This is a genomic window from Curtobacterium sp. VKM Ac-2922 (assembly GCF_022815645.1).
Lineage (GTDB): Bacteria > Actinomycetota > Actinomycetes > Actinomycetales > Microbacteriaceae > Curtobacterium.
In genome coordinates this window covers 40138-59879 of sequence record NZ_JALGRO010000006.1, presented here as the reverse complement: position 1 = coordinate 59879, position 19742 = coordinate 40138, and the positions used below count along the sequence as shown (strand labels likewise).

19 protein-coding genes and 2 tRNA genes are annotated in these 19742 nt (G+C 70.8%); 13 read left to right on the top strand and 8 right to left on the bottom strand.

Annotated features, from left to right (window positions below):
• The first annotated feature begins 12 nt into the window (after window positions 1–12).
• From serS to MT346_RS08605, 3 genes are all read left to right on the top strand, one after another.
• Window positions 13–1290, top strand: a complete 1278-nt coding sequence (gene serS, locus MT346_RS08615; protein ID WP_243562531.1) for a serine--tRNA ligase — start codon at window positions 13–15, stop codon at window positions 1288–1290.
• The gene (locus MT346_RS08610; RefSeq protein ID WP_243562528.1) at window positions 1287–2129 is read left to right on the top strand and encodes an HAD family hydrolase; all 843 of its coding nucleotides are present in this window, start codon (window positions 1287–1289) and stop codon (window positions 2127–2129) included. The genes serS and MT346_RS08610 overlap by 4 nt, the downstream gene beginning before the upstream one ends.
• Before the next feature lie 183 nt (window positions 2130–2312).
• A tRNA-Ser gene (locus MT346_RS08605) sits at window positions 2313–2397 on the top strand.
• Between the two features lie 14 nt (window positions 2398–2411).
• Here MT346_RS08605 and MT346_RS08600 read toward each other — a convergent pair.
• Window positions 2412–3341, bottom strand: a complete 930-nt coding sequence (locus MT346_RS08600) for an NADP-dependent oxidoreductase (RefSeq protein WP_243562527.1) — start codon at window positions 3339–3341, stop codon at window positions 2412–2414.
• A 125-nt stretch (window positions 3342–3466) separates the two neighbouring features.
• Here MT346_RS08600 and MT346_RS08595 point away from each other — a divergent pair, with 125 nt between their 5' ends.
• Window positions 3467–4117, top strand: coding sequence for an NAD(P)H-binding protein (locus tag MT346_RS08595; RefSeq protein ID WP_243562524.1), 651 nt, complete (start codon window positions 3467–3469; stop codon window positions 4115–4117).
• Between the two features lie 8 nt (window positions 4118–4125).
• Window positions 4126–4743, top strand: a complete 618-nt coding sequence (locus MT346_RS08590) for a TetR/AcrR family transcriptional regulator (protein ID WP_243562521.1) — start codon at window positions 4126–4128, stop codon at window positions 4741–4743.
• 3 nt (window positions 4744–4746) lie between these two features.
• On the opposite strand, the gene MT346_RS08585 is transcribed toward MT346_RS08590, so the two are convergent.
• The 3 genes from MT346_RS08585 to MT346_RS08575 are packed head-to-tail and all read right to left on the bottom strand — an operon-like array spanning window position 4747 to window position 6075.
• Window positions 4747–5175: a BLUF domain-containing protein gene (locus MT346_RS08585; protein WP_243562517.1), complete on the bottom strand. Its 429-nt coding sequence runs from the start codon at window positions 5173–5175 to the stop codon at window positions 4747–4749.
• 17 nt (window positions 5176–5192) lie between these two features.
• Complete coding sequence (locus MT346_RS08580) at window positions 5193–5612, bottom strand: VOC family protein (protein WP_243562516.1); 420 nt, start codon at window positions 5610–5612, stop codon at window positions 5193–5195.
• A gap of 4 nt (window positions 5613–5616) precedes the next feature.
• Window positions 5617–6075, bottom strand: coding sequence for a GtrA family protein (locus tag MT346_RS08575; RefSeq protein WP_243562514.1), 459 nt, complete (start codon window positions 6073–6075; stop codon window positions 5617–5619).
• Between the two features lie 71 nt (window positions 6076–6146).
• Between MT346_RS08575 and MT346_RS08570 the strand changes: the two genes are divergently transcribed.
• From MT346_RS08570 to MT346_RS08560, 3 genes are read left to right on the top strand one after another with little or no spacing between them, the layout of a single operon-like run.
• Window positions 6147–6881, top strand: coding sequence for an MSMEG_4193 family putative phosphomutase (locus tag MT346_RS08570; RefSeq protein ID WP_243562512.1), 735 nt, complete (start codon window positions 6147–6149; stop codon window positions 6879–6881).
• A 33-nt stretch (window positions 6882–6914) separates the two neighbouring features.
• The gene (locus MT346_RS08565; protein ID WP_243562510.1) at window positions 6915–7442 is read left to right on the top strand and encodes a DUF3090 domain-containing protein; all 528 of its coding nucleotides are present in this window, start codon (window positions 6915–6917) and stop codon (window positions 7440–7442) included.
• The gene (locus MT346_RS08560) at window positions 7439–8203 is read left to right on the top strand and encodes an SCO1664 family protein (RefSeq protein WP_243562508.1); all 765 of its coding nucleotides are present in this window, start codon (window positions 7439–7441) and stop codon (window positions 8201–8203) included. The genes MT346_RS08565 and MT346_RS08560 overlap by 4 nt, the downstream gene beginning before the upstream one ends.
• Before the next feature lie 23 nt (window positions 8204–8226).
• On the opposite strand, the gene MT346_RS08555 is transcribed toward MT346_RS08560, so the two are convergent.
• Window positions 8227–10260, bottom strand: coding sequence for a VWA domain-containing protein (locus MT346_RS08555; RefSeq protein WP_243562507.1), 2034 nt, complete (start codon window positions 10258–10260; stop codon window positions 8227–8229).
• On the bottom strand, window positions 10253–11638 hold the full coding sequence (locus MT346_RS08550) for a sigma 54-interacting transcriptional regulator (RefSeq protein WP_243562505.1): 1386 nt from the start codon (window positions 11636–11638) through the stop codon (window positions 10253–10255). The genes MT346_RS08555 and MT346_RS08550 overlap by 8 nt, the downstream gene beginning before the upstream one ends.
• A 385-nt stretch (window positions 11639–12023) precedes the next feature.
• On the opposite strand from MT346_RS08550, the gene MT346_RS08545 reads away from it, so the two are divergent.
• From MT346_RS08545 to MT346_RS08525, 5 genes are all read left to right on the top strand, one after another.
• Complete coding sequence (locus tag MT346_RS08545) at window positions 12024–13487, top strand: MFS transporter (protein ID WP_243562502.1); 1464 nt, start codon at window positions 12024–12026, stop codon at window positions 13485–13487.
• A gap of 239 nt (window positions 13488–13726) precedes the next feature.
• A complete protein-coding gene (locus tag MT346_RS08540; protein WP_243562501.1) occupies window positions 13727–14419 on the top strand; it encodes a GntR family transcriptional regulator in 693 nt (230 codons plus the stop codon).
• A 183-nt stretch (window positions 14420–14602) separates the two neighbouring features.
• Entirely contained in the window at window positions 14603–15952 is a 1350-nt protein-coding gene (locus MT346_RS08535) for an LCP family protein (protein ID WP_243562498.1), read from the top strand.
• Between the two features lie 173 nt (window positions 15953–16125).
• Window positions 16126–17427 carry an LCP family protein gene (locus MT346_RS08530; RefSeq protein ID WP_243562496.1) on the top strand — a complete coding sequence of 434 codons (1302 nt, stop codon included), beginning with the start codon at window positions 16126–16128 and terminating at the stop codon, window positions 17425–17427.
• A 429-nt stretch (window positions 17428–17856) separates the two neighbouring features.
• Window positions 17857–17945 (top strand) — tRNA-Ser (locus MT346_RS08525).
• 84 nt (window positions 17946–18029) lie between these two features.
• On the opposite strand, the gene MT346_RS08520 is transcribed toward MT346_RS08525, so the two are convergent.
• Window positions 18030–18245, bottom strand: a complete 216-nt coding sequence (locus MT346_RS08520; protein WP_243562494.1) for a hypothetical protein — start codon at window positions 18243–18245, stop codon at window positions 18030–18032.
• A gap of 458 nt (window positions 18246–18703) precedes the next feature.
• On the bottom strand, window positions 18704–19702 hold the full coding sequence (locus MT346_RS08515) for a LacI family DNA-binding transcriptional regulator (RefSeq protein ID WP_243562492.1): 999 nt from the start codon (window positions 19700–19702) through the stop codon (window positions 18704–18706).
• Window positions 19703–19742: the final 40 nt, after the last annotated feature.

The following is a 19742-nucleotide window of genomic DNA, read 5'->3' as shown; positions in this document are numbered from 1 at the left end:
TAGGATGGGTCGGTGATTGACCCCCAGCTGCTGCGCGACGATCCCGATGTCATCAAGGCCTCACAGGCTGCGCGCGGCGCCTCCGTCGAGGTCGTCGACCGGGCGGTCGACGCGGACGCTGCCCGCCGCGGCGCGATCTCGTCGTTCGAGGCGCTCCGCGCCGAGCAGAACGCGTTCGGCAAGACCGTCGCAAAGGCCCCCAAGGACGAGAAGGCCGCGCTCGTGCAGCAGGCCCAGGCGCTCGCCGCCAAGGTCAAGGAGGCCCAGGCCGCGGTCACCGCCGCCGAGGACACCTTCAACCAGGTCGTCCGCTCGATCCCGAACACCGTCCTGCCCGGTGTCCCCGCCGGCGGCGAGGACGACTTCGTCACGCTCAAGACCGTCGGCACCAAGCCGTCGTTCGACTTCGAGCCGCGCGACCACGCCGACCTGGGCGAGCTGCTCGACATCATCGACATCCCACGCGGCGTCAAGGTGTCCGGATCGCGGTTCTACTTCCTCAAGGGCCTCGGTGCCCGGCTCGAGATCGCGCTCATGTCGCTCGGCCTCGACCGCGCCGTGCAGCACGGGTTCACGCCGCTCATCACGCCCACGCTCGTGCGCCCGGAGACGATGGCGGGCACCGGGTTCCTCGGCGAACACGCTGCCGAGGTCTACCGGCTCGAAGCCGACGACCTGTACCTGACCGGCACCAGCGAGGTCGCCCTGGCCGGGTACCACGCCGACGAGATCCTGGCGTTCCCGTCCTCGGACGACGGCGACCAGGCCCTCCGCTACGCCGGCTGGTCGACCTGCTACCGGCGCGAGGCCGGCTCGGCGGGCAAGGACAACCGCGGCATCCTGCGCGTGCACCAGTTCAACAAGCTCGAGATGTTCTCGTACGTCCACCCGGACCAGGCCGATGCCGAGCACCAGAAGCTCATGGCGTACCAGGAGTCGATGCTGCAGGACCTCGGGCTGCACTACCGCGTGATCGAGACCGCCGCGGGCGACCTCGGCACGAGCGCGGCGCGCAAGTACGACCTCGAGGCCTGGGTCCCCACGCAGGGCACCTTCCGCGAGCTCACCTCGACGTCGAACTGCACGACGTTCCAGGCCCGCCGCCTGGACATCCGCTACCGCACCGACTCGGGCAAGACGGCTCCGGTCGCCACGCTCAACGGCACCCTCGCCACCACTCGCTGGCTCGTCGCGATCCTCGAGACGCACCAGCAGGCCGACGGCTCGGTCGTGGTGCCCGAGGTGCTGCGCCCGTTCCTGGGCGGCGTCGAGGTGATCGAACCCCGATGAACGACGCCCACGGCACCGCCGCCACCAAGGTGAAGCGCTGGCTCGTCGCCCTCGACATCGACGGCACCGTCATGCGTGAGGACGGCGTCGTCACGCAGGCCACCGTCGACGCCATCCAGGCCGCGACGGCCGCCGGACACCAGGTCATGCTGTCCACCGGTCGCAGCGAGGGGATGACCGTTCCCGTGCTCGAGCGCCTGGGCGTGCAGCCCGAGTACCTGGTCTGCGCCAACGGTGCCGTCACCCTGCGACGCTCGACCGCGCCGAACGCCATCAACGGCTACGTCCGCGTCCACGTCGAGACCTTCGACCCGACCGACGTGCTGCAGACCATCCGCGGCGCCCTGGCGAACGGGGCCTACGGCGTGGAGTCGCCCGACGGGCAGTACCTGCTGAGCGGCGAGTTCCCCGACGATGCCATGACCAAGCACGGCGCGCACGTGCCCTTCGAGCAGCTGCTCGGCGTGCAGGCCACCCGTGTCGTGGTGATCTCGCCGGAGCACGGGCTCGAGGAGTTCCTGCAGATCGTCGACCGCATGGGCCTCCACAAGGTGTCGTACAACGTCGGCTGGACCGCGTGGCTCGACATCGCTCCCGAGGGTGTGACCAAGGCCACCGCCATGGAGCGTGTGCGCGAGTGGTTCGACATCCCGCGCAGCCGGGTGTTCGCCGCCGGAGACGGCCGCAACGACATCGACATGCTGCGGTGGGCGTCGACGTCCGGCCGTGGTGTCGCGATGGGGCAGGCGCCGTCCGACGTGGTCGAGGCCGCGCGCGAGATCACCGGCGGGGTGGCGGACGACGGCCTGGCGGCCGCCCTGGACACGCTCCCCCGGTAGACCGGGGTCCGGTGGTCGCTCGCGCCCAATGCTGGCGCTCCGTGCGAGGTTGATCGTTCCGTGCGCGCTCGTTGCGCTGCACGGGCCGGCCAAGCTCGCACCACTCGCCGGACGAGCGATGCGGACGGGAGGCCCGGTACACTTTCCGGGACGCGGTCACGTCTCGCCACGTGGTCGCGTCGTGGAGGGTTGTCCGAGTGGCCGATGGAGCCTGTCTTGAAAACAGGTGGGCAGTGATGTCTCGTGGGTTCGAATCCCACACCCTCCGCCGTCAGTCCCACGTCACGGCAGGACGATCACCTTCCCGGTGACCCCGCCGGCGTCGGCTTCTGCGTGCAGTTCCGGCAGCTCGGCGAGCGGGATCCGGCGGGTGACCTCGACGGTCAGTTCGCCGGCGTCGACGAGTGACACCAGTTCGGTCTGGCGTCCCCGGTTCGGCTGGACGAACACCGTCGCCGCCCGGACGCCGCGCGCGTCGTCGCCAGGGGTGGCCATGGATGCGGTGGTGCTGACGACGATGCCGCCGTCGCGCACCGCAGCCACGTCCGCAGCGAACTGCGCCGGGTCGATCGGCGCCAGGTTCAGCAGCACGTCGACCTGCCCGTCCAGAGCGCCGAGCGGGTCGGTCGTGGTGTGGTCGATCACCTGGTGAGCACCCGCGGCACGGACCGCGTCGGCGCTGCGCGGGCTGGCCGTCGCGATGACGGTCGCGCCGCCGCGGGCTGCGAGCTGGATCGCGTACTTTCCGACGACGCCACCGGCGCCGACGATCAGCACGCGCTGCCCCGCCTGCAGGTGCCCTTCGTCGAAGAGTGCCTGCCACGCCGTCAGCGCGACGGAGGGCAGTGCCGCGGCATCCGCCAGCGGGAGTGTCGTCGGTGCGGACACCAGGGTGTCGGCCGGGGCCAGGACGTACTCGGCAGCGCCGCCGTCGCGCTCCATCGGCAGGAACCCGATCACGGCGTCGCCGACCGACAGCCCGTCGACGCCGTCGCCGAGCGCGTCGACGGTGCCGGACACGTCGTAGCCGGGCACGTGCGGCAGCTGGACAGGGATCGGCAGGAACCCGCCGCGCATGCCGCCGTCGGCCGCGTTGTAGGCGGAGGCGGCGACGCGCACGCGCACCTGCCCGGTGCCGGGGGTGGGCTGGTCGCGCTCGACCAGCTGGAGGACCTCGGGTCCGCCGAAGTCGTGGAACTGCACTGCACGCATGGTTCTGTCCTCTCGATTGTGCTTCGAGTTCGAAGCACTGAGTGACACCGTAGCACTGCTGCGAATTCGAAGCAACAACCCGTCCGGACATCCGCCGTGGAGGGCCGACGGGTAGCGTCGTTGCAATGAGCGACATCATCATCTTCGGCGGCCACGGCAAGGTCGCACTCCTCGCGACGCGCATCCTCACCGAGCGCGGCCACCACGTCACGTCCGTCATCCGCAAGCCCGAACAGGCCGACGAGATCGCCCAGCACGGTGGACAGGCAACCGTCGCGGACATCCAGCAGCTGACCCTGTCGGGGTTCGAGGACCTGGTCCGTGGCAAGGACGCCGTGCTCTGGTCGGCCGGTGCCGGCGGGGGCTCCGTGGACCGTACCTGGGCGATCGACCGCGACGCCGCAGTGCTGTCCGTCCAGGCCACGGCCCGCGCCGGCGTCGAGCGGTACGTGATGGTCTCGTGGTCCGGCTCCGAGCTCGACCACGGTGTGCCCCAGGACGACGACTTCTTCGCCTACGCCCAGTCCAAGATGATCGCCGACGCGGTGGTCCGTGACTCCGGGCTCGAGTGGACGATCGTGGCGCCGAGCACGCTGACGGACGACGAGCCCACCGGCGCCGTCGACTGGGACGGCACGGGAGCGAAGGTCGCCCGCGGCGACGTCGCCCACGTGATCGCCGACGTGCTCGAGTCAGGTGGCACTGCCGGCAGCACCTACCGCTTCAACAGCGGCAGCACGCCGATCGCCGACTTCATCCGCGCCGACCAGGCCTGACCGGTCGGATGTACCCGGACCAGGGTCGTCGAGCGCTGATCGTCGACGCCGCTGCCGTCGCGTTCGCCCGAGACCGTTACGCGACGGCGAGCATCGCTGGGATCGCGCGGGCGGCAGGTGTCCCACAGGGCACCCTCCACCGGTGGTTCCCGACCAAGCACGCGCTGGCGCTGGCGGTGATCGACGAGCAGAACGCCAGGACGTTCCAGGCGCTGGACACCGCCGACCCCTCGCCGCTCGTGACCTTGATCCGGGCCTCGCGAGGGGTCGCTGACCTGCTGATGACCGACGTCGTCGTCCGCGCCGGCATCCGCATCTCGTTGGAGCACGGTGTGCTCGCGCAGCAGACTGCGAGCTTCTACGAGCAGTGGATCGCCGGCGTCGTGGACGTCTTCCGGCTGGCCCTCGCCAGCGGCGAGGTCCGTGGCGACGTGCCGGCCGAGGCCCTCGGTGCGACGCTCGTGCCGTACTTCACCGGCGTGCAGCTCGTGTCGAACGTGCGGACGGGGCGCGCAGACCTGCTGCCCGCGGTCGCCACGATGTGGCAGGTGATGGTGCTCGGTGTCGCGGAGCGTGCCCACCAGGAGCGCCTGCTTCGGGTGGTGCGATCGACCTTCGCGGGCTGATCGTCAGACGTCGCGCAGCTCGCGATCGCGGAACCACTTCAGCAGCCACGCCGCGCTGGTGCGGTCGAACGACGGCGGGAAGTCCATCCCGCCGCGCAGGAACGGGCTGAAACCGTCCTCGGACGCCAGGTCGTGGTCGTCCAGGCTGTGGTACGCCATCGACCACCCGTCGAAGCGCCGCTCCGGGATCTCCTCGCGGATGAGCGAGGTCAGATCGGTGTGCTTCGGGTCGCGAGCGATCGCGGCGTACCGGTCGTCGACGCTCCATGCCGGACCCTCGAGCAGCTGCATGAACCGACCCCCCTTGGCCACGAGCAGCCCGGAGACGCCCAGTGCTTCGTTGCGCAGCCGCGACCCGTGCAGCAGTTCGGTCATCGTGGCGTCGTCGAACTCGGCGACGGCACGACTCATGTAGACGATCGAGACCAGCACCCGACCATCCTGCCGGATCAGACCGGTCGGCGAGCCACTCGCGACTGGAATCGGATGAGGTACCCGTCCGGGTCGGTCACCAGGAACTGGCGGACCCCGACCTCGGAGTCGCCCGTCCGGTACCACGTGGTCTCGGGCGTCATGAAGAGCGCGGTGCCGGACCGGTCGAGCGCCGCGGCGATCGTGTCGCTGTCGGGCACGGTGACCTGCAGGTTCATGCCGCGCCCGAGCGGTCGTTCCAGCGGCCCGGTGACCCAGTTGCGGCCGACACCGGCCTGCTCGAGCATGAGGTGCGCCGACCCGAGTTGCAGGTACGCGAACCGTTCCTCGGGCCGGTCGTAGCGGATCGTGAAGCCGCACGCGTCGATCCAGAACCGCAGGCTGACGTCCAGGTCCGTCACCAGCAACTCCGGGACGAGCGCTGGTTCGTCGTTCACCGGGTCAGACCTCGGCGCGCTGGACGAAGACCCACTTGCTCATCGCCCAGTACCGGAACACCATCGCGATCAGCGTCCCGATCACCGGGCCGCTGACGAAGTCGGCGATCTCCTGCGTGGCCAGGCTGACGTGCGGGACCTCGAGTCCGAAGACGTACCGCGAGACCCACAGCGGTGCCGAGTTGAGGCCGATGCCGATCACACTGACGATCACGAAGTACAGCATCTCGATCCCCGTGTGCAGGCCACCGCGGTCGCCGAACGACCACTTCTTGTTCATCCAGTACGACACGACCGTCGCGACGACGGTCCCGACGACCAACGCGGTGACGGGGTGCTGGGGGATGACGAACAGCTTCAACCCGTAGTTGATCACCATCGTGATGAGGAAGCCGATGCCGCCGACGACGAGGAAACGACCCGCAGAGGGGTAGCGTCGGAACAGGGAGAACACGGCATCCATCACCTCAAGTATGCAGTTCAGCCTGGGTGCGCGGCGAATCCCTCCTGAGCACGCGTGAATAGGATCGGTCCATGTCCACCGTCCTGCTCGTCCGCCACGGACGCACCACCGCGAACGCGACGGGGCTGCTGGCCGGCCGTACTGCGGGCGTCGCCCTCGACAGCGTCGGCAAGCAACAGGCGGCGCGGACAGCGGAACGGATCGCCGAGGTGCCCGTGGTCGCCGTGGTGTCGAGCCCCCTCGAACGCTGCCGACAGACCGCGCGGGCGATCACGGCCTTCCAGCACGGCGAGCCCGAGCAGCGCATCGAGCGGGCGATCACCGAGGCCGACTACGGCGAGTGGCAGAACCGGAAGCTCAGCGACCTGGCGAAGGAGCCGCTGTGGCGCGTGGTCCAGTCGAACCCGAGCGCCGTGGTGTTCCCCGGCGGCGAGTCGATGCAGACCATGCAGTCGCGGGCGGTGGCGGCCATCCGGCGCATCGACGCCCAGATCCAGGCCGAGCACGGCGCGAACGCGGTCTGGGTCGCGGTCAGCCACGGCGACATCATCAAGGCGATCCTGGCCGACGCGCTCGGCATGCACCTGGACCTGTTCCAGCGGATCACGGTCGGACCGGCATCGGTGTCGGTCGTGCGGTACGGCGAGCACCGCCCCGAGGTCGTCTCCACGAACACCGAGTCCGGCGACCTCTCCTGGCTGGCGACGGCGCCGGCACCCAGCGGGGACGCGGCGGTCGGCGGCGGTGCCGGCAACCAGCCGCCCGCGGACGGTGCGGAACCCGGCCCGGGCAGCCCGAGTTCCTGAACGGACGCAGCCGCCCGCTCCTACAATGCGGGTATGCCCACCATCGTCCACGGCTTCGACTGGCCGGACCGTCTCGTCGTCGGCACCATCGGGCGCCCCGGTGAGCGCTCCTTCTACCTGCAGGCCCGCGACGGCCGCCGTGTGGTGAGCGTCGCGCTCGAGAAGGAACAGTCCGCCGTGCTGGCCGAGAAGCTCGACGAGCTGCTGGACGAGGTCGCCACGGTCGAGGACAACCGCTTCAGCGTCCCGCCGTCCGTCCCGCGCGAGCTGTACGACGTCGACCCGCTGGACCAGCCGGTCGAGCCCGAGTTCCGCGCGGGTGCGCTCAGCCTGGGATTCGACCCCGCGACCGCGCAGGTGGTCATCGAGGCGTACCCGATCGACGACGAGGTCGAGATCGTCGCCGAAGAGCAGGACGTCGACGGCGAGATCGAGGCGGTCGTCGAGATCCCCGAGCCCGCCGAGCTGCTGCAGGTGAAGATCCCCGTCGGCACGGCCCGGGCCTTCGTCGAACGCACGCGCGAGGTCGTGGCCGCCGGTCGTCCACCCGGCGCCGCATGAGCGCAGCCCCCGACGCAAGCGGCATGCAGCTGGTCGCCCGCATCCGCGAGGCGTCGAACGCCACCTTCCTGGCCGAGCTCGACGGGCACGAGGTCGTGTACAAGCCCGTCGCGGGCGAGAAGCCGCTGTGGGACTTCCCCGACGGCACCCTGGCCGGCCGCGAGGTGTCGGCGTTCCTGGTCTCCGAGGCCTTCGGGTGGCACGTGGTCCCGCCGACGTGGCTGGGCGACGGCCCGCTCGGCCGCGGCATGGTCCAGCGATGGCAGGACGTCGACCCCGAGCAGGACGCGGTGGACGTCGTCCCCACGGAGCAGGCCGACCAGGACGGCCGGAAGACCGTGCTCGAGGCGATCGACGAGCACGACCGGCCCGTCACCCTGGTGCACGAGGACACCGCGGCGCTGCGACGGATGGCCGTCTTCGACGTGGTCGTCAACAACGCCGACCGCAAGGGCGGCCACGTCCTGGCGATGCCGGACGGGCACCGCTACGGCGTCGACCACGGGCTGACCTTCCACGTCGAGCACAAGCTCCGGACGGTGCTGTGGGGCTGGGTCGGTGAGCCGCTCACCGACGACGAACTCGCGGGCATCGACCGCGTCACCGCGGCACTCCACGGCGATCTGGGCGAGGCGCTGACCGAGCACCTGACCGTCGACGAGATCGACAACCTCGAGGCGCGCTGCGCCGCCCTGGCGGCCGTCGGTACCTTCCCGCCACCGGCCGGGTACGGCTCGGCGGTTCCCTGGCCGCTGTTCTGACGTCCGCCATCAGGACCGGTCCGTCAGCCGAACCGGCCGAACCCGCCCCAGTCGTCGTCCTGGAACAGCGCGCCCGGGCGCCGTGACCCGAGGTACGACCCGACCACGGCGACCCCCAGGTCGTCGTTCTCGGGGGCGGTGACCGTGCCGTCCACCCGCCGGGCCATCCCGTCGATGAACCGGGCCAGCCCCGGATCGTCGCCGAGCCGGAAGAACGTCGTCTGCGCGCCGAGCCGGTGCGCGTTCTCGAGTTCGCGGACGCTCAGCGCGACCGTCATCGGGTCGGGCGGGTAGCTGAAGAACACCTGCCCGTTCGGCTCGAGGTGCGACGTGGGCTCGCCGTCGGTGACGATGAGCAGGACGGGCTGTGCCGTCGGGTGCTTCCGGAAGTGCCGGTTCGCCAGCAGCAGCGCGTGATGCAGGTTGGTCCCCTTGTCCCACATCGCGTCGAGCCCGACCAGCTGCTCGACGTCCATCACCTCGGCCTCGCGACCGAACGCGATGAGCTGCAGGTCGTCGCCGCGGAACCGGGTCGAGATGAGCGTGTGCAGGGCCAGGGCCGTGCGCTTCATGGGGACCCAGCGGTCCTCCATCGCCATCGAGAACGACGTGTCCACGAGCAGGGCGACCACGGCCTGGGTGCGGGCCTCGGTCTCCTGCACCTCGACGTCCTCGACGGTCAGCCGGACGCCCGCCCCCGTGCGACCGGTCGCCGCCGTGCGGGTCACCGCGTTCGTGACGGTCCGGGGGATGTCCCACGGCTCGGTGTCGCCGAACGCCCACTGCCGCGTGGCGCCGGACGGTTCGCCCGCCGCGCCGGAGCGCCGCAGGTCACGCGCACCCTGGCGACCGGACATCTTCTGCGCGACGTCCTTCAGCAGGCTCTTGCCGAGCTGCCGCATGGCCTTCGGCGTGAGCTTGACCTGCCCGTCGGCACCCCGGCGCATGGTGCCGGAGTTCCGCAGGGCCTTCTCGAGCTGCTGCAGCGTGCGGGCGTCGACCGCGGCGTCGGCACCGAGCTGCTGGGCCAGGGCGTCGAGGTCGAGGTCGTCGAGGTCGGAGCCGGGGCTGGACTGCGCGAGCTGTTCGGCCAGCGAGTCGAGGTCGGCGATGTCCTGGAAGACCCCGGTGCCGTCGCCGAGCCCCAGACCCTGGTCGCCCTCCATGCGTTCGGAACCACCCCAGTCCTCGCCGGGGCGCAGGGCCCGCAGGTTGCCGTCGAGCTGGTTCAGCGCACCCATCAGGTCGGGGGATCCGAACGCCTGCTGCGCGAGTGCGTCGAGTTCGTCGCGCTGCTGCTGCGTCATCGAGTTCCGCATGCGCTGCGCAGCGGCGGACCGGGCTGCCAGGTCGTCGAGCAGTTCGTCGACGTTCTGCGGGTCCGACGGGAAGTACTCGCCGTGCTTGGCCATGAACTCGTCGAACTGCTCTTGTGAGTCGGTGCCGGCGCGGTGGTCCTCGAGCAGCTGGTTGAGGTCCTGCATCATCGCCTGCACGTCGGCGCGGTCGTCGTCCGAGGCGTTCTCGAGCGCCTGCTTCATGCCCGCGAACCGCTGGTCGAGCATCTCGCGGCCGAGCAGGTCCTTGATCTCGTCGTACTTCTGGCGCGCCGTGGGGCTCGTCCAGTCGTAGGAGCCGAGCTCGCGCACCGCTGCGGCGGGCGACGGCGGCAGGCTGTCGAGCTGCATCTCGGCCAGGGCCCGGTCGCCGTCCTCCATCGCGACGTTGCGGGCCAGCTCGCCACGTTCGGCGAGCAAGGCCTCGTCGAGCAGCTGCTTGACCTGCTGCAGCGTGCCGTCGAGGTTGTTCTTCGCGGTGAGCTCGCGACGCTTCTCGGCGACGCGGCGTGCCAGGTCGTCGAGCCCGCGCTGGTCGCGACCGCCGCGACGCAGGAACTCCCGCATCGCGCGCTCGGGGGAGTACCCCGCCATGACGTCCTGACCGATGGCGTCGAGCGCCTCGGACAGGTCGGCGGGCGGCGCCAGGGGGTCCGGGCCGCCCTCGTACCGGCCGTAGCGGGTGTCGCGGGACAGCCGACGGTTCTGCCGACTAGCCATAGACGGCTTCGCCTCCGCCGGACTCCTTGCTGATCTTGCGCGCCAGGAACAGGCCCTCGAGGGCGAGCTCGATCGCGCCGGCACGCTCGCCGTCGTTCGTCGCGCCCAGACGTTCGCAGATCCGGTCGTACAGGTCGGACTCGCCGAGTGACGGCAGGCCCTCCAAGAACGCCCGAGCGGACACCTGCTCGCCCGTCGTGACCATCGTGCCGCCGTCGAGCGCCTCGATGAGCTGGGCCAGGTCGATCCCGCGCAGCCGGGCACGGACCGTCTCGGCGGTGGCGGTGCGGAGCAGGTGCTCGAGGACCTCGTCCGCCCGGTCTTCCTCGCCGGACTCGAACTCGATCTTGCCGCCCAGGACGTCGACCGCGGTCTCGAGGTCGATCGGACGGGCCACGGCCTCGGGTTCGCCCTGGCGTGCCGCGCGGTGCACGGCAGCGGCGGACACCGTCTCGGCGCCCGCGATCGAGAAGCGCGCGCTGACGCCGCTGCGCTGGTCGACCGCGCTGGACTCGCGGAGCGCCCGGGTGAAGCGGGCGAGGATCTCGACCAGGGGATCCGGCACCTCGGCGCTCAACTGCGCTTCCTGCCGGATGACGGCGATCTCGTCGTCGAGCTCGATCGGGTAGTGCGTGCGGATCTCGGCGCCGAAGCGGTCCTTGAGCGGGGTGATGATCCGGCCGCGGTTCGTGTAGTCCTCGGGGTTCGCGCTGGCGACGACGAGCACGTCGAGCGGCAGCCGCAGCACGTAACCGCGGATCTGCACGTCGCGCTCTTCCATCACGTTGAGCATGGCGACCTGGATGCGTTCGGCCAGGTCGGGGAGCTCGTTGATCGCCACGATGCCGCGGTGTGCCCGGGGGATCAGCCCGAAGTGGATGGTCTCCGGGTCGCCCAGGCTGCGGCCTTCGGCGACCTTCATCGGGTCGACGTCGCCGATCAGGTCGGCGACCGAGGTGTCCGGCGTCGCCAGCTTCTCGACGTAGCGGCCGTCACGGTGCCACCACTCGATCGGCATCGCCTCGCCGAGTTCCTGCGCCCGACGGATGCTGGCGGTGGTGATCGGTTCGTACGGGTGCTCGCCGAGCTCGGAGCCGGCGATGACCGGCGTCCACTCGTCGAGCAGGCCCTGCAGCGTGCGCAGCAGGCGGGTCTTGCCCTGCCCGCGCTCGCCGAGCAGCACGACGTCGTGTCCGGCGATCAGGGCACGTTCGAGCTGCGGGATGACAGTGGTCGCGAAGCCGTGCAGGCCGGGCCACGGATCGGTGCCCTGGCGCAGGGCGGTGAGCAGGTTGTCGCGGATCTCGGCGCGGACCGTCTTCTGGACGTGTCCAGAGGTGCGGAGCTCGCCGACCGTTCTGATGGAGGGTCGGGTCACGTGATCGACGCTACGCCGGTCCACCGACGAACCAGTCCACCTGTTCGCCCAGGGCGAGCAGCGCCGGACAGGAGGCTCGTGGCGGGCCCGCCACGAGCCTGGTGTCCGGACCTGGTCACGTTCACGTTCCGTTCCACGGCGGCACTTGTCTCGCTGCGCCGCAGCCGCGATGATCGTGCGCAGGGTCTGACCGGTCGCGCTTGCGCCGTCGACCCGACACCGGCGACGGAGCCGGATCGGATAGGGGGATCCGGCTCCGCGTCGGTCCACTCCACGCGGCTGCCGGCCCATGTCGTTCCGACCGCGAACCACCGCGGCGATCCGGGCGTACGTTCTCCATCTGTGCCGGACCGGAAGGTGTCCGGCGGGTCAGGAGGGCGACGCGATGACGACCGCGAACGGGTTGCAGGACGGACAGGTCAGGAGCCTCGTCCCGGCCAGGATGGACCGACTGCCGTGGACGAAGTTCCACTGGAGCGTCATCGTCGGCCTGGGCATCTCGTGGATCCTGGACGGACTCGAGATCCAGATCGTCTCGAACGCGGGCTTCCAGGCCGACCTGGACCTGTCGGCGCAGCAGGTCACCTACCTCGGGACCTTCTACCTGGTCGGCCAGGTGGTCGGTGCCATCGTGTTCGGCCGCATGTCGGACCGACTCGGCCGACGCAAGCTCTTCATCCTGACCCTGGCGATCTACCTGATCGGCTCCGGCATCGCCGGCTTCGCGCAGGACTTCTGGTTCCTCGCGGCGTTCCGGTTCGTCGCCGGGTTGGGCATCGGCGGCGAGTACGCGGCCATCAACTCCGCGATCGACGAGCTGATCCCGGCGAAGTACCGCGGGCACGTCGACATCGCCATCAACGGCACGTACTGGGGTGGCGCGGCGCTCGGCGCGTTCGCCAACATCTACCTGCTCGACACGTCGATCTTCTCCGAGAACATCGGCTGGCGTATCGGCTTCTTCCTCGGCCCGGTGCTCGGCATCGCGATCATCTTCCTGCGGCGGCACATCCCCGAGAGTCCGCGCTGGCTGATGACGCACGGCCGGCAGGACGAGGCCGAGGCGACGGTCTCGCGGATCGAGGCCGAGGTCGAGCGGGAGTCCGGCCACCCCCTCGAACCCGTCGACGAGTCCAAGGCGATGACCGTCACCCCGATGGACAACGTCCGGTTCTCGACGATCGTGAGGGTCCTGTTCCAGCAGTACCCGACCCGGACGCTCGTCGGCGCGACGATGATGATCACGCAGGCGTTCCTGTACAACGCGATCTTCTTCACGTACGCCCTGGTGCTCACGAACTTCTTCGGGCTGAAGACGTCCGAGACCGCCGTGTACTTCTTCCCGTTCGCGATCGGCAACCTGCTCGGCCCGCTGCTGCTCGGGCGGCTGTTCGACACATGGGGCCGTCGGCAGATGATCTTCTCGACGTACCTGATCTCGGGTCTGGTGCTCGCCGTGTCCGCGTTCCTGTTCCAGGCCGACGCGATCAGCGCCACCGTGCAGGTGCTCTTCTGGTGCGTCTCGTTCTTCTTCGCCTCGGCCGGTGCGTCGAGTGCGTACCTGACCGTCAGCGAGATCTTCCCGCTCGAGCTCCGGTCGCAGGCGATCTCGTACTTCTTCGCGCTGGCGCAGATCTTCGGCGCCGTCGCTCCGCTCGTCTACGGCGCGCTCATCGGCGACGGGACCTCGCGCGAGCCGCTGTTCTGGGGCTACCTGCTCGGCGCCGGGATCATGATCATCGGCGGCGTCGTGGCGTTGATCTTCGGCGTGGACGCTGCCCGCAAGGGCCTGGAGGACGTCACCCAGCCGCTGTCCGTCATCGTCAAGAAGGAAGACGCCAAGCGCTGATCACCGAAATACGGAATGTTTAGCGGCTGACGTCCGCGCCTGCCACAGTCACTGCATCGACCCCCGCCGGGGGTCACGACAGCGGGAGTGCAGTGATGCGAGACGGGGTGATCGCGCAGGCCGACGGCCTCGGGCGATCGGCGGGTGTCCAGTCCTCCACAGGACACCCAGCGGCACGGACGTCCACGGATCGGCGTCCCACCGGGGCGGGCGCGGGATCGACACATGACGCTGGCGGCATGGGGTTCGGTGAAGGGCTGGCGACAGCTGTGGTCGGTCCGCGAGAACGTGACGGGCTGGGCGTCCCGCGCAGCCTGCTGCGGGACGCCGTGTTCCTGCGGCTGCTCGAGCGGATCCTGCGGGGCGAGTACCGGCGGGGTCAGCGACTGCGGCTCGATGCCCTGGCCGACGACATGCGGGTCTCGCGCACACCCGTGCGCGAAGCACTGGTGCCGCTCGAGTCGCTGCGCCTGGTGTCAGTGCAACGGTACGTCGGTGTCGTCATCGCACACTGGTCGATCGAGCAGATGAAGGAGCGCATCCGCCTGGGGTGTTCGCTGCTCGTCGAGCCGACGACGTCCGTCGGGGCGACGACCGAACGATTCGACCCGGCGTGGCTCCGCGACTGCCTGTCCGAAGCCGGCGCCTTCGTCGAACTGGCTGCTTGGCTGCTCCGCCGCACCGGCTCGTCCGTGTGCGCCGATCTGCTCGCCGCGCAGCGCCCCGTCCTCGACGTCTTCTACACCGACGACGTGGCCCTGGCGAACGGCATCGACGCGGTCGTGGACCGCCGACAGCGACTCGACCTGGTCGACCGTGCCCGTGATGCCGCGGTCCAGGACGACCTGGTGCTCTGCAGGCGCCTGGTGCGCGAGCTCGGGGAGTGCCTGATCGCCCTGCCCGACCGGTTTCGCACGGTGGAGTCGGCATGAGCGGACCCTGACCGACCCGGCGGGCGGGCCAGATCGGCACACGCTTCCGATCACCGTCATCGCTGCGTCCGTGACTGCCCCCCGAACAGGGCACGCCGCGCCGCCCGGGTTGCCGAGCGTGCGGGCCCGGGTCGCGTATGGTCCCCGCGAGCGGCCCCGAGGTCACTCGGAGGGAGCCCGCCCGTGACCGACCCCGACGGTCCGCACCGCAACCAGACCTCGTCCGCACGAGCGAGATCAGGCGCGCGGGACGGTGTCGCCGCGTTCGACGACCTGATCGATGCGCGTCGTCGACCCGCCGTCGTGTCCGGCCCGGGGTACCGCGTCAGCGGAGCCCGTCACGGGCGCGGTGGCGGCCAGCTCGGCCTGCGACGCCTCGCGACGATCGTCGGGATGACGGCCGCGGTGGTCGTGGTCAGCGCCACCTCACTCTCCGCCTACGCCGCGTACGACGTCGGGCACGGGTTCCAGCAGGGCGCGGTGGACATCGGCGGGGCCGGCTCGACGGACGGCGCGTTCAACGTCCTGGCGATCGGCGCCGACAACGACCCGTCCCAGGGGCAGGCCTACGGCGACCGTGGCGCCACGCTCAACGACTCCAACGTCCTGCTGCACGTGTCCGCCGACCACACCCAGGCCGTGGCGGTCAGCTTCCCGCGCGACCTGATCGTCGACCAGCCCGCGTGCGGTGACAGTCCCGCCGTGACGAACACCCCGCTCAACCAGGCGTACGGACGCGGCGGGATGGACTGCGTCGCGTCGACGATCGAACACGTGACCGACATGCAGGTTCCCTTCGCGGCGCAGGTCAGCTTCGCAGGCGTCATCCGGATGTCGGATGCTGTCGGCGGGGTGCCCGTCTGCGTCACGGACGCGGTCGACGACCCGTACACCGGGCTGCAGCTGTCCGCCGGCGAGCACACCGTGTCCGGTGCGACGGCCCTGGCGTTCCTGCGGGATCGGCACGGCGTCGGGGACGGCAGCGACCTGTCGCGGATCTCGAGCCTGCAGCAGTTCCTGTCGTCGCTGCTGCGCAAGGTCAAGAGCGAGGGGACGCTGCGGGACCCCACCGAGCTCTACGGCCTGGCGAAGGCGGCATCGAAGAACATCACGCTGTCCACCTCGCTCGCGAAGCCCGCGACGATGGTCGACATGGCCAGGGCCTTCGACGGCATCGGGCTCGACCACATCACCTTCGTGCAGTACCCGGGCAGCGTCACCGACCCGGCCTTCCCGGGCAAGGTCGTCCCCGACCAGGCGACGGCGCAGCGGCTGATGGGTGCCGTCCGCGCTGACCGTCCGTTCAGGCTCGATGCGGGTGCGACCGGACGTGGCGCGACGGACGCGACCGGCGGTGGTGCCGGTGGGGGCTCGGCAACCGGGAGCAGCGCGGACCAGAAGGGCGGAGCCTCCAGTCCAGAGCGGGGATCCGGGTCCGACGTGGGCCCGTCCCCGTCGGCGACCACCCAGCAGATGTCCGGCGTGACGGGCCAGACCGCGCGGCAGAAGACCTGCGCGGTCGCGGCCGGCTGAGCCGCGCACCCGGAGGATCCACGCCGCAAGTCACACGGGATCGCCAGGCGTTCCTGTGGCACCCTTGTCCGGTTGCCGTCCCCACGGTGCGGCCCAAGCGGCCCGCGCGTGGGTCCCGACGGAGGCGAGCAGGACGCCTTCCGTCATCGTGTCCGCCGACGACAGGAGTGCCCGTGAACGACGTCCGTGACCGATCCCACCGCCTGAACCGAGCGGCCGGGATCGCCCGACACGGACGCCTGCCACGGCGCAGCCCCTTCGGGACCGCCGCCAAGGTGCTGTCCGGCGTGGTCGCGGTCGCGCTCGTCAGCACGGCCTCGGTCGCGGCGATCGCGGCGAAGCAGGTCACGGACGACCTGGGCGAGGGCGTCGCGATCCAGGGGCAGCCCGTCGCGACCGCGAAGGCCGACGCGCCGCAGCTCGATGCGTACAAGGGCGGGTTCAACATGCTCGTCGTCGGGACCGACAACGAGCCGGCGCAGGGCACCCAGTACGGCGAACGTGATGCGACCCTGAACGACGTCAACATCCTGCTGCACGTGTCCGCCGACCACACCAATGCGACCGCGGTGAGCATCCCGCGCGACCTGGTCACGCCGATCCCGGCGTGCCAGAAGCCCGACGGTTCCGGGTCGACGCCAGCGATGGCGGCACAGCCGATCAACGACGCCTGGGGTGAGGGCGGGCTGAACTGCGTGGTGCAGACGGTGCAGGGGCTGACCGGGCTGGACGTGCAGTACTCGGCGGCGGTGTCGTTCAACGGCGTGATCGAGATGTCGAACGCCATCGGCGGCGTGCCCGTGTGTGTCGCGTCGCCGATCAAGGACCGCTACACCGGCCTCGACCTGCCCGCGGGCACGACGACGCTGCAGGGGGAGCAGGCGCTCGAGTTCCTGCGGACCCGGCACGGCGTGGGCGACGGGTCGGACCTCGGCCGGATCAGCTCGCAGCAGGTGTTCCTGTCGTCGCTGCTGCGTACGGTGAAGTCGAACGACACGTTGACCTCGCCGACCACGCTCTACAAGCTCGCGCGTGCCGCAGCGTCCAACATGCAGCTCTCGCAGAGCCTGAACGACATCGGGACGATGGTGCAGATGGGTCGGGCGCTGCAGGACCTGCCGCTCGACAAGGTGAACTTCGTGCAGTACCCGGGCGACACCGGCGGCACGGGGGTCTACGCCGGCAAGGTGCAGCCGACGAAGTACCTGGCCGACGAGCTGTTCGCCAAGATCAAGGCCGACCAGTCGTTCTCGCTCGGTGCGGGCAGCACGGGCATCGGGTCCGAGGCGGCACCGTCGACGCCGGCCGGTGCTGCGACCACGCCGGCGGCGCCCGCTGCCCCGGCAACGCCTGCGCCGTCGACGCCCGCCCCGGCGACCGCCGCCCCGTCGACACCGGCGACGTCGGACACCATCGACGGGCTACAGGGGCAGTCCGCCGCCCAGCAGACGTGCTCAAAGGCCTTCGGCTCGTAGGTGCGGCGCGGCTTCGGCTGCGGCGCGGCTGCGCCGAGTCTCGGCCTGGCGGACACATTGCGCCTTCCGCACGCCGCACAGTGTCCGCCTGACCGAGTCTCGGCGGGCCGGGCCGGCCGGCCGGGCCGCACACGCAGAAGCGGGGACGCGGCCGGAGCCGCGCCCCCGCGGAGTCGCTCCTCGGCGGGCACCGATCCATCGGGCGAGCCGGTCCCAGGCCGGGGAGCGACGCTGGGTGCTGTGTCGCGACAAGGGGGACGAACCCCGGAACGTGATCGTCGCGTCTCGACGACCCTACGACCCGGGGTACGTCGGGACAAGGGGAACGTGTCCCCACTTCAGGGGACCATCCACGAAGCGCGGTGCGCGGACGGGTCGAGAGTGACCGCGTCCTCCTGTATGGTGGGGAGCGCGCTCGCAAGGGCGCATGGAGACGTCGCATAGTCCGGCCGAGTGCACCACCCTGCTAAGGTGGAGTCCCCTTTTGGGGACCGAGGGTTCAAATCCCTCCGTCTCCGCACGAACTCGTTCACGACACGGCACCACGCACGACGAAGCCCCTCTGGTCGCCAGAGGGGCTTCGTCCGTACCGGGGTCGCGCGTCAGTCCGTGCTGGTGGAGTCCAACCAGCGGATCCAGCCCTCGAGCTGCGCCTTCGCGCTGTCGAGCGTGCTGTGGGTCCCGTTGACCTCGCCGCCGGTGGACCGCAGCACGTAACCGTCCCGCCACGAGACGACGCCGACGAGCTGCTGCCCCGAGGATCCCTCCCAGTGGCTCTCGTCGACCTCGACCCAGAGCACACCGTCCAGCAGCGTCATCGGGGACACCTCGGGTCGGGTTCAGTGCACGGGAGGGCGGGTGAAACCAGCATGGTTGCTTCCGGTCGGCATCGGACGAGAGATCGTTCCAGCGGCCGGGGGTCAGGGTCACCTGACGTGGACAGTAGTCCGGTCGACTGCGCGTCGCCCGGGTACCGGTCGCGGCGCGCGTCGCGCCCCGTGGCGGGCGTCGCGCCCCGATGAGACGGGGTGCGACGCGCGTGCGGGGGCGCGATCCCGGCGTGCTCCGGACTGGAGGCCCGGTGCCGGTGAGCCGGTCTGCGCACCGGCATCGGGCCTCCAGTCCGTCTGCTGGTCACCGATCAGGCGACGGTGGCGGGAGCTCGGAAGTGCGTGCCGGGCTGACGGCGTGGTGCGAGCCTGTTGCCTCGCACCATGCTGCCGACGCCGCACCGCGTCGACCGGCGCGCCACCGCCGCACCGCGCACGCCGGCCCCTCACTGCGGCGGCGCCGTCGTCCCCCGCACCACGAGCTCCGGCGGCACCAGGGTCATCGTCGCCGGTGGGTGCACGCCGGTCCCGATCAGTGCGACGAGCCGTTCGGCGGCACATCGGCCGACCTCGACGTTGTGCGGGTCCACCGTGGTGAGGTCCACCAGCGGCGACGCGGCGAGCGGGGTCTCGTCGTGGCCCACCACGGACACGTCCTCGGGGACGCGCAGGCCGAGGGACCGGGCGGCTGCGATCGCGCCCATCGCCATGACGTCGTTCGCGGCGAAGATCCCCGTCACGGACGGATGCCGGGTCAGCACCGCGATCGCGGCCTGGTGTCCCGCCTGTTCGGAGGTGGCGCCCTCACCGACCACGACGGGTGCGATGTCTGCGGCGATCATCCGGTCGACGGCGGCGACGCGCCGGGCCGCGGCGGAGCCTCCCGTCCCGCTCAGGTGTGCGACGGAGCGGTGCCCCAGGTCGAGGAGGTGCTCGATCGCCAGGCGGGCGCCGGCGGCTTCGTCCGAGGCCACCACGTCGACGCCGAGCGGGGCGAGCGCGCGCACGCCGGCGACGACGACCGGGGTCGCATCGGGGACGTCGAGGTCGGGGGAGCTCTCGGCGGCGAGCACGATCCCGTCGACGCGGAGCGACACGAGGTCGTCGAACGGCGACGATGCCAGGTGGGCGTTGGTCGTCGCGTCGGCCAGGGTCAGTCGCAGGCCGTGCGGTTCGAGGGCCTTGCGGATGCCGTCGAGCATCGGGACGTACCAGGGGTTCCGGAAGTCGTCGACGACGACCCCGATCGTCCGGGTGCGTGTCCCCGCGAGGATCGCCGCGGCACGGTTGGGTCGGTAGCCCAGGTCGGCCGCTGCGGACAGCACGGCAGCGCGGCGCGCATCGGACACCCCAGGGTCGTCCCGCATCACCATCGAGACGAGCGACTTCGACACCCCGGCGCGGGCGGCGACGTCGATGATCGTCGGTGGTCGCCGATCGGTCACGCGGACTCCTTGACAGGACATGGGGTGGTCGGGCTACAGT

Coding starts and splice junctions, on each gene's coding strand:
- MT346_RS08565 (WP_243562510.1), top strand. CDS start 6,915: ATGCCCACCATCGTCCACGGCTTCGACTGGCCGGACCGTCTCGTCGTC.
- MT346_RS08545 (WP_243562502.1), top strand. CDS start 12,024: ATGACGACCGCGAACGGGTTGCAGGACGGACAGGTCAGGAGCCTCGTC.
- MT346_RS08575 (WP_243562514.1), bottom strand. CDS start 6,075: ATGGATGCCGTGTTCTCCCTGTTCCGACGCTACCCCTCTGCGGGTCGT.
- MT346_RS08600 (WP_243562527.1), bottom strand. CDS start 3,341: ATGCGTGCAGTGCAGTTCCACGACTTCGGCGGACCCGAGGTCCTCCAG.
- MT346_RS08560 (WP_243562508.1), top strand. CDS start 7,439: ATGAGCGCAGCCCCCGACGCAAGCGGCATGCAGCTGGTCGCCCGCATC.
- MT346_RS08540 (WP_243562501.1), top strand. CDS start 13,727: ATGGGGTTCGGTGAAGGGCTGGCGACAGCTGTGGTCGGTCCGCGAGAA.
- MT346_RS08555 (WP_243562507.1), bottom strand. CDS start 10,260: ATGGCTAGTCGGCAGAACCGTCGGCTGTCCCGCGACACCCGCTACGGC.
- MT346_RS08590 (WP_243562521.1), top strand. CDS start 4,126: ATGTACCCGGACCAGGGTCGTCGAGCGCTGATCGTCGACGCCGCTGCC.
- MT346_RS08595 (WP_243562524.1), top strand. CDS start 3,467: ATGAGCGACATCATCATCTTCGGCGGCCACGGCAAGGTCGCACTCCTC.
- MT346_RS08570 (WP_243562512.1), top strand. CDS start 6,147: ATGTCCACCGTCCTGCTCGTCCGCCACGGACGCACCACCGCGAACGCG.
- MT346_RS08610 (WP_243562528.1), top strand. CDS start 1,287: ATGAACGACGCCCACGGCACCGCCGCCACCAAGGTGAAGCGCTGGCTC.
- MT346_RS08520 (WP_243562494.1), bottom strand. CDS start 18,245: ATGACGCTGCTGGACGGTGTGCTCTGGGTCGAGGTCGACGAGAGCCAC.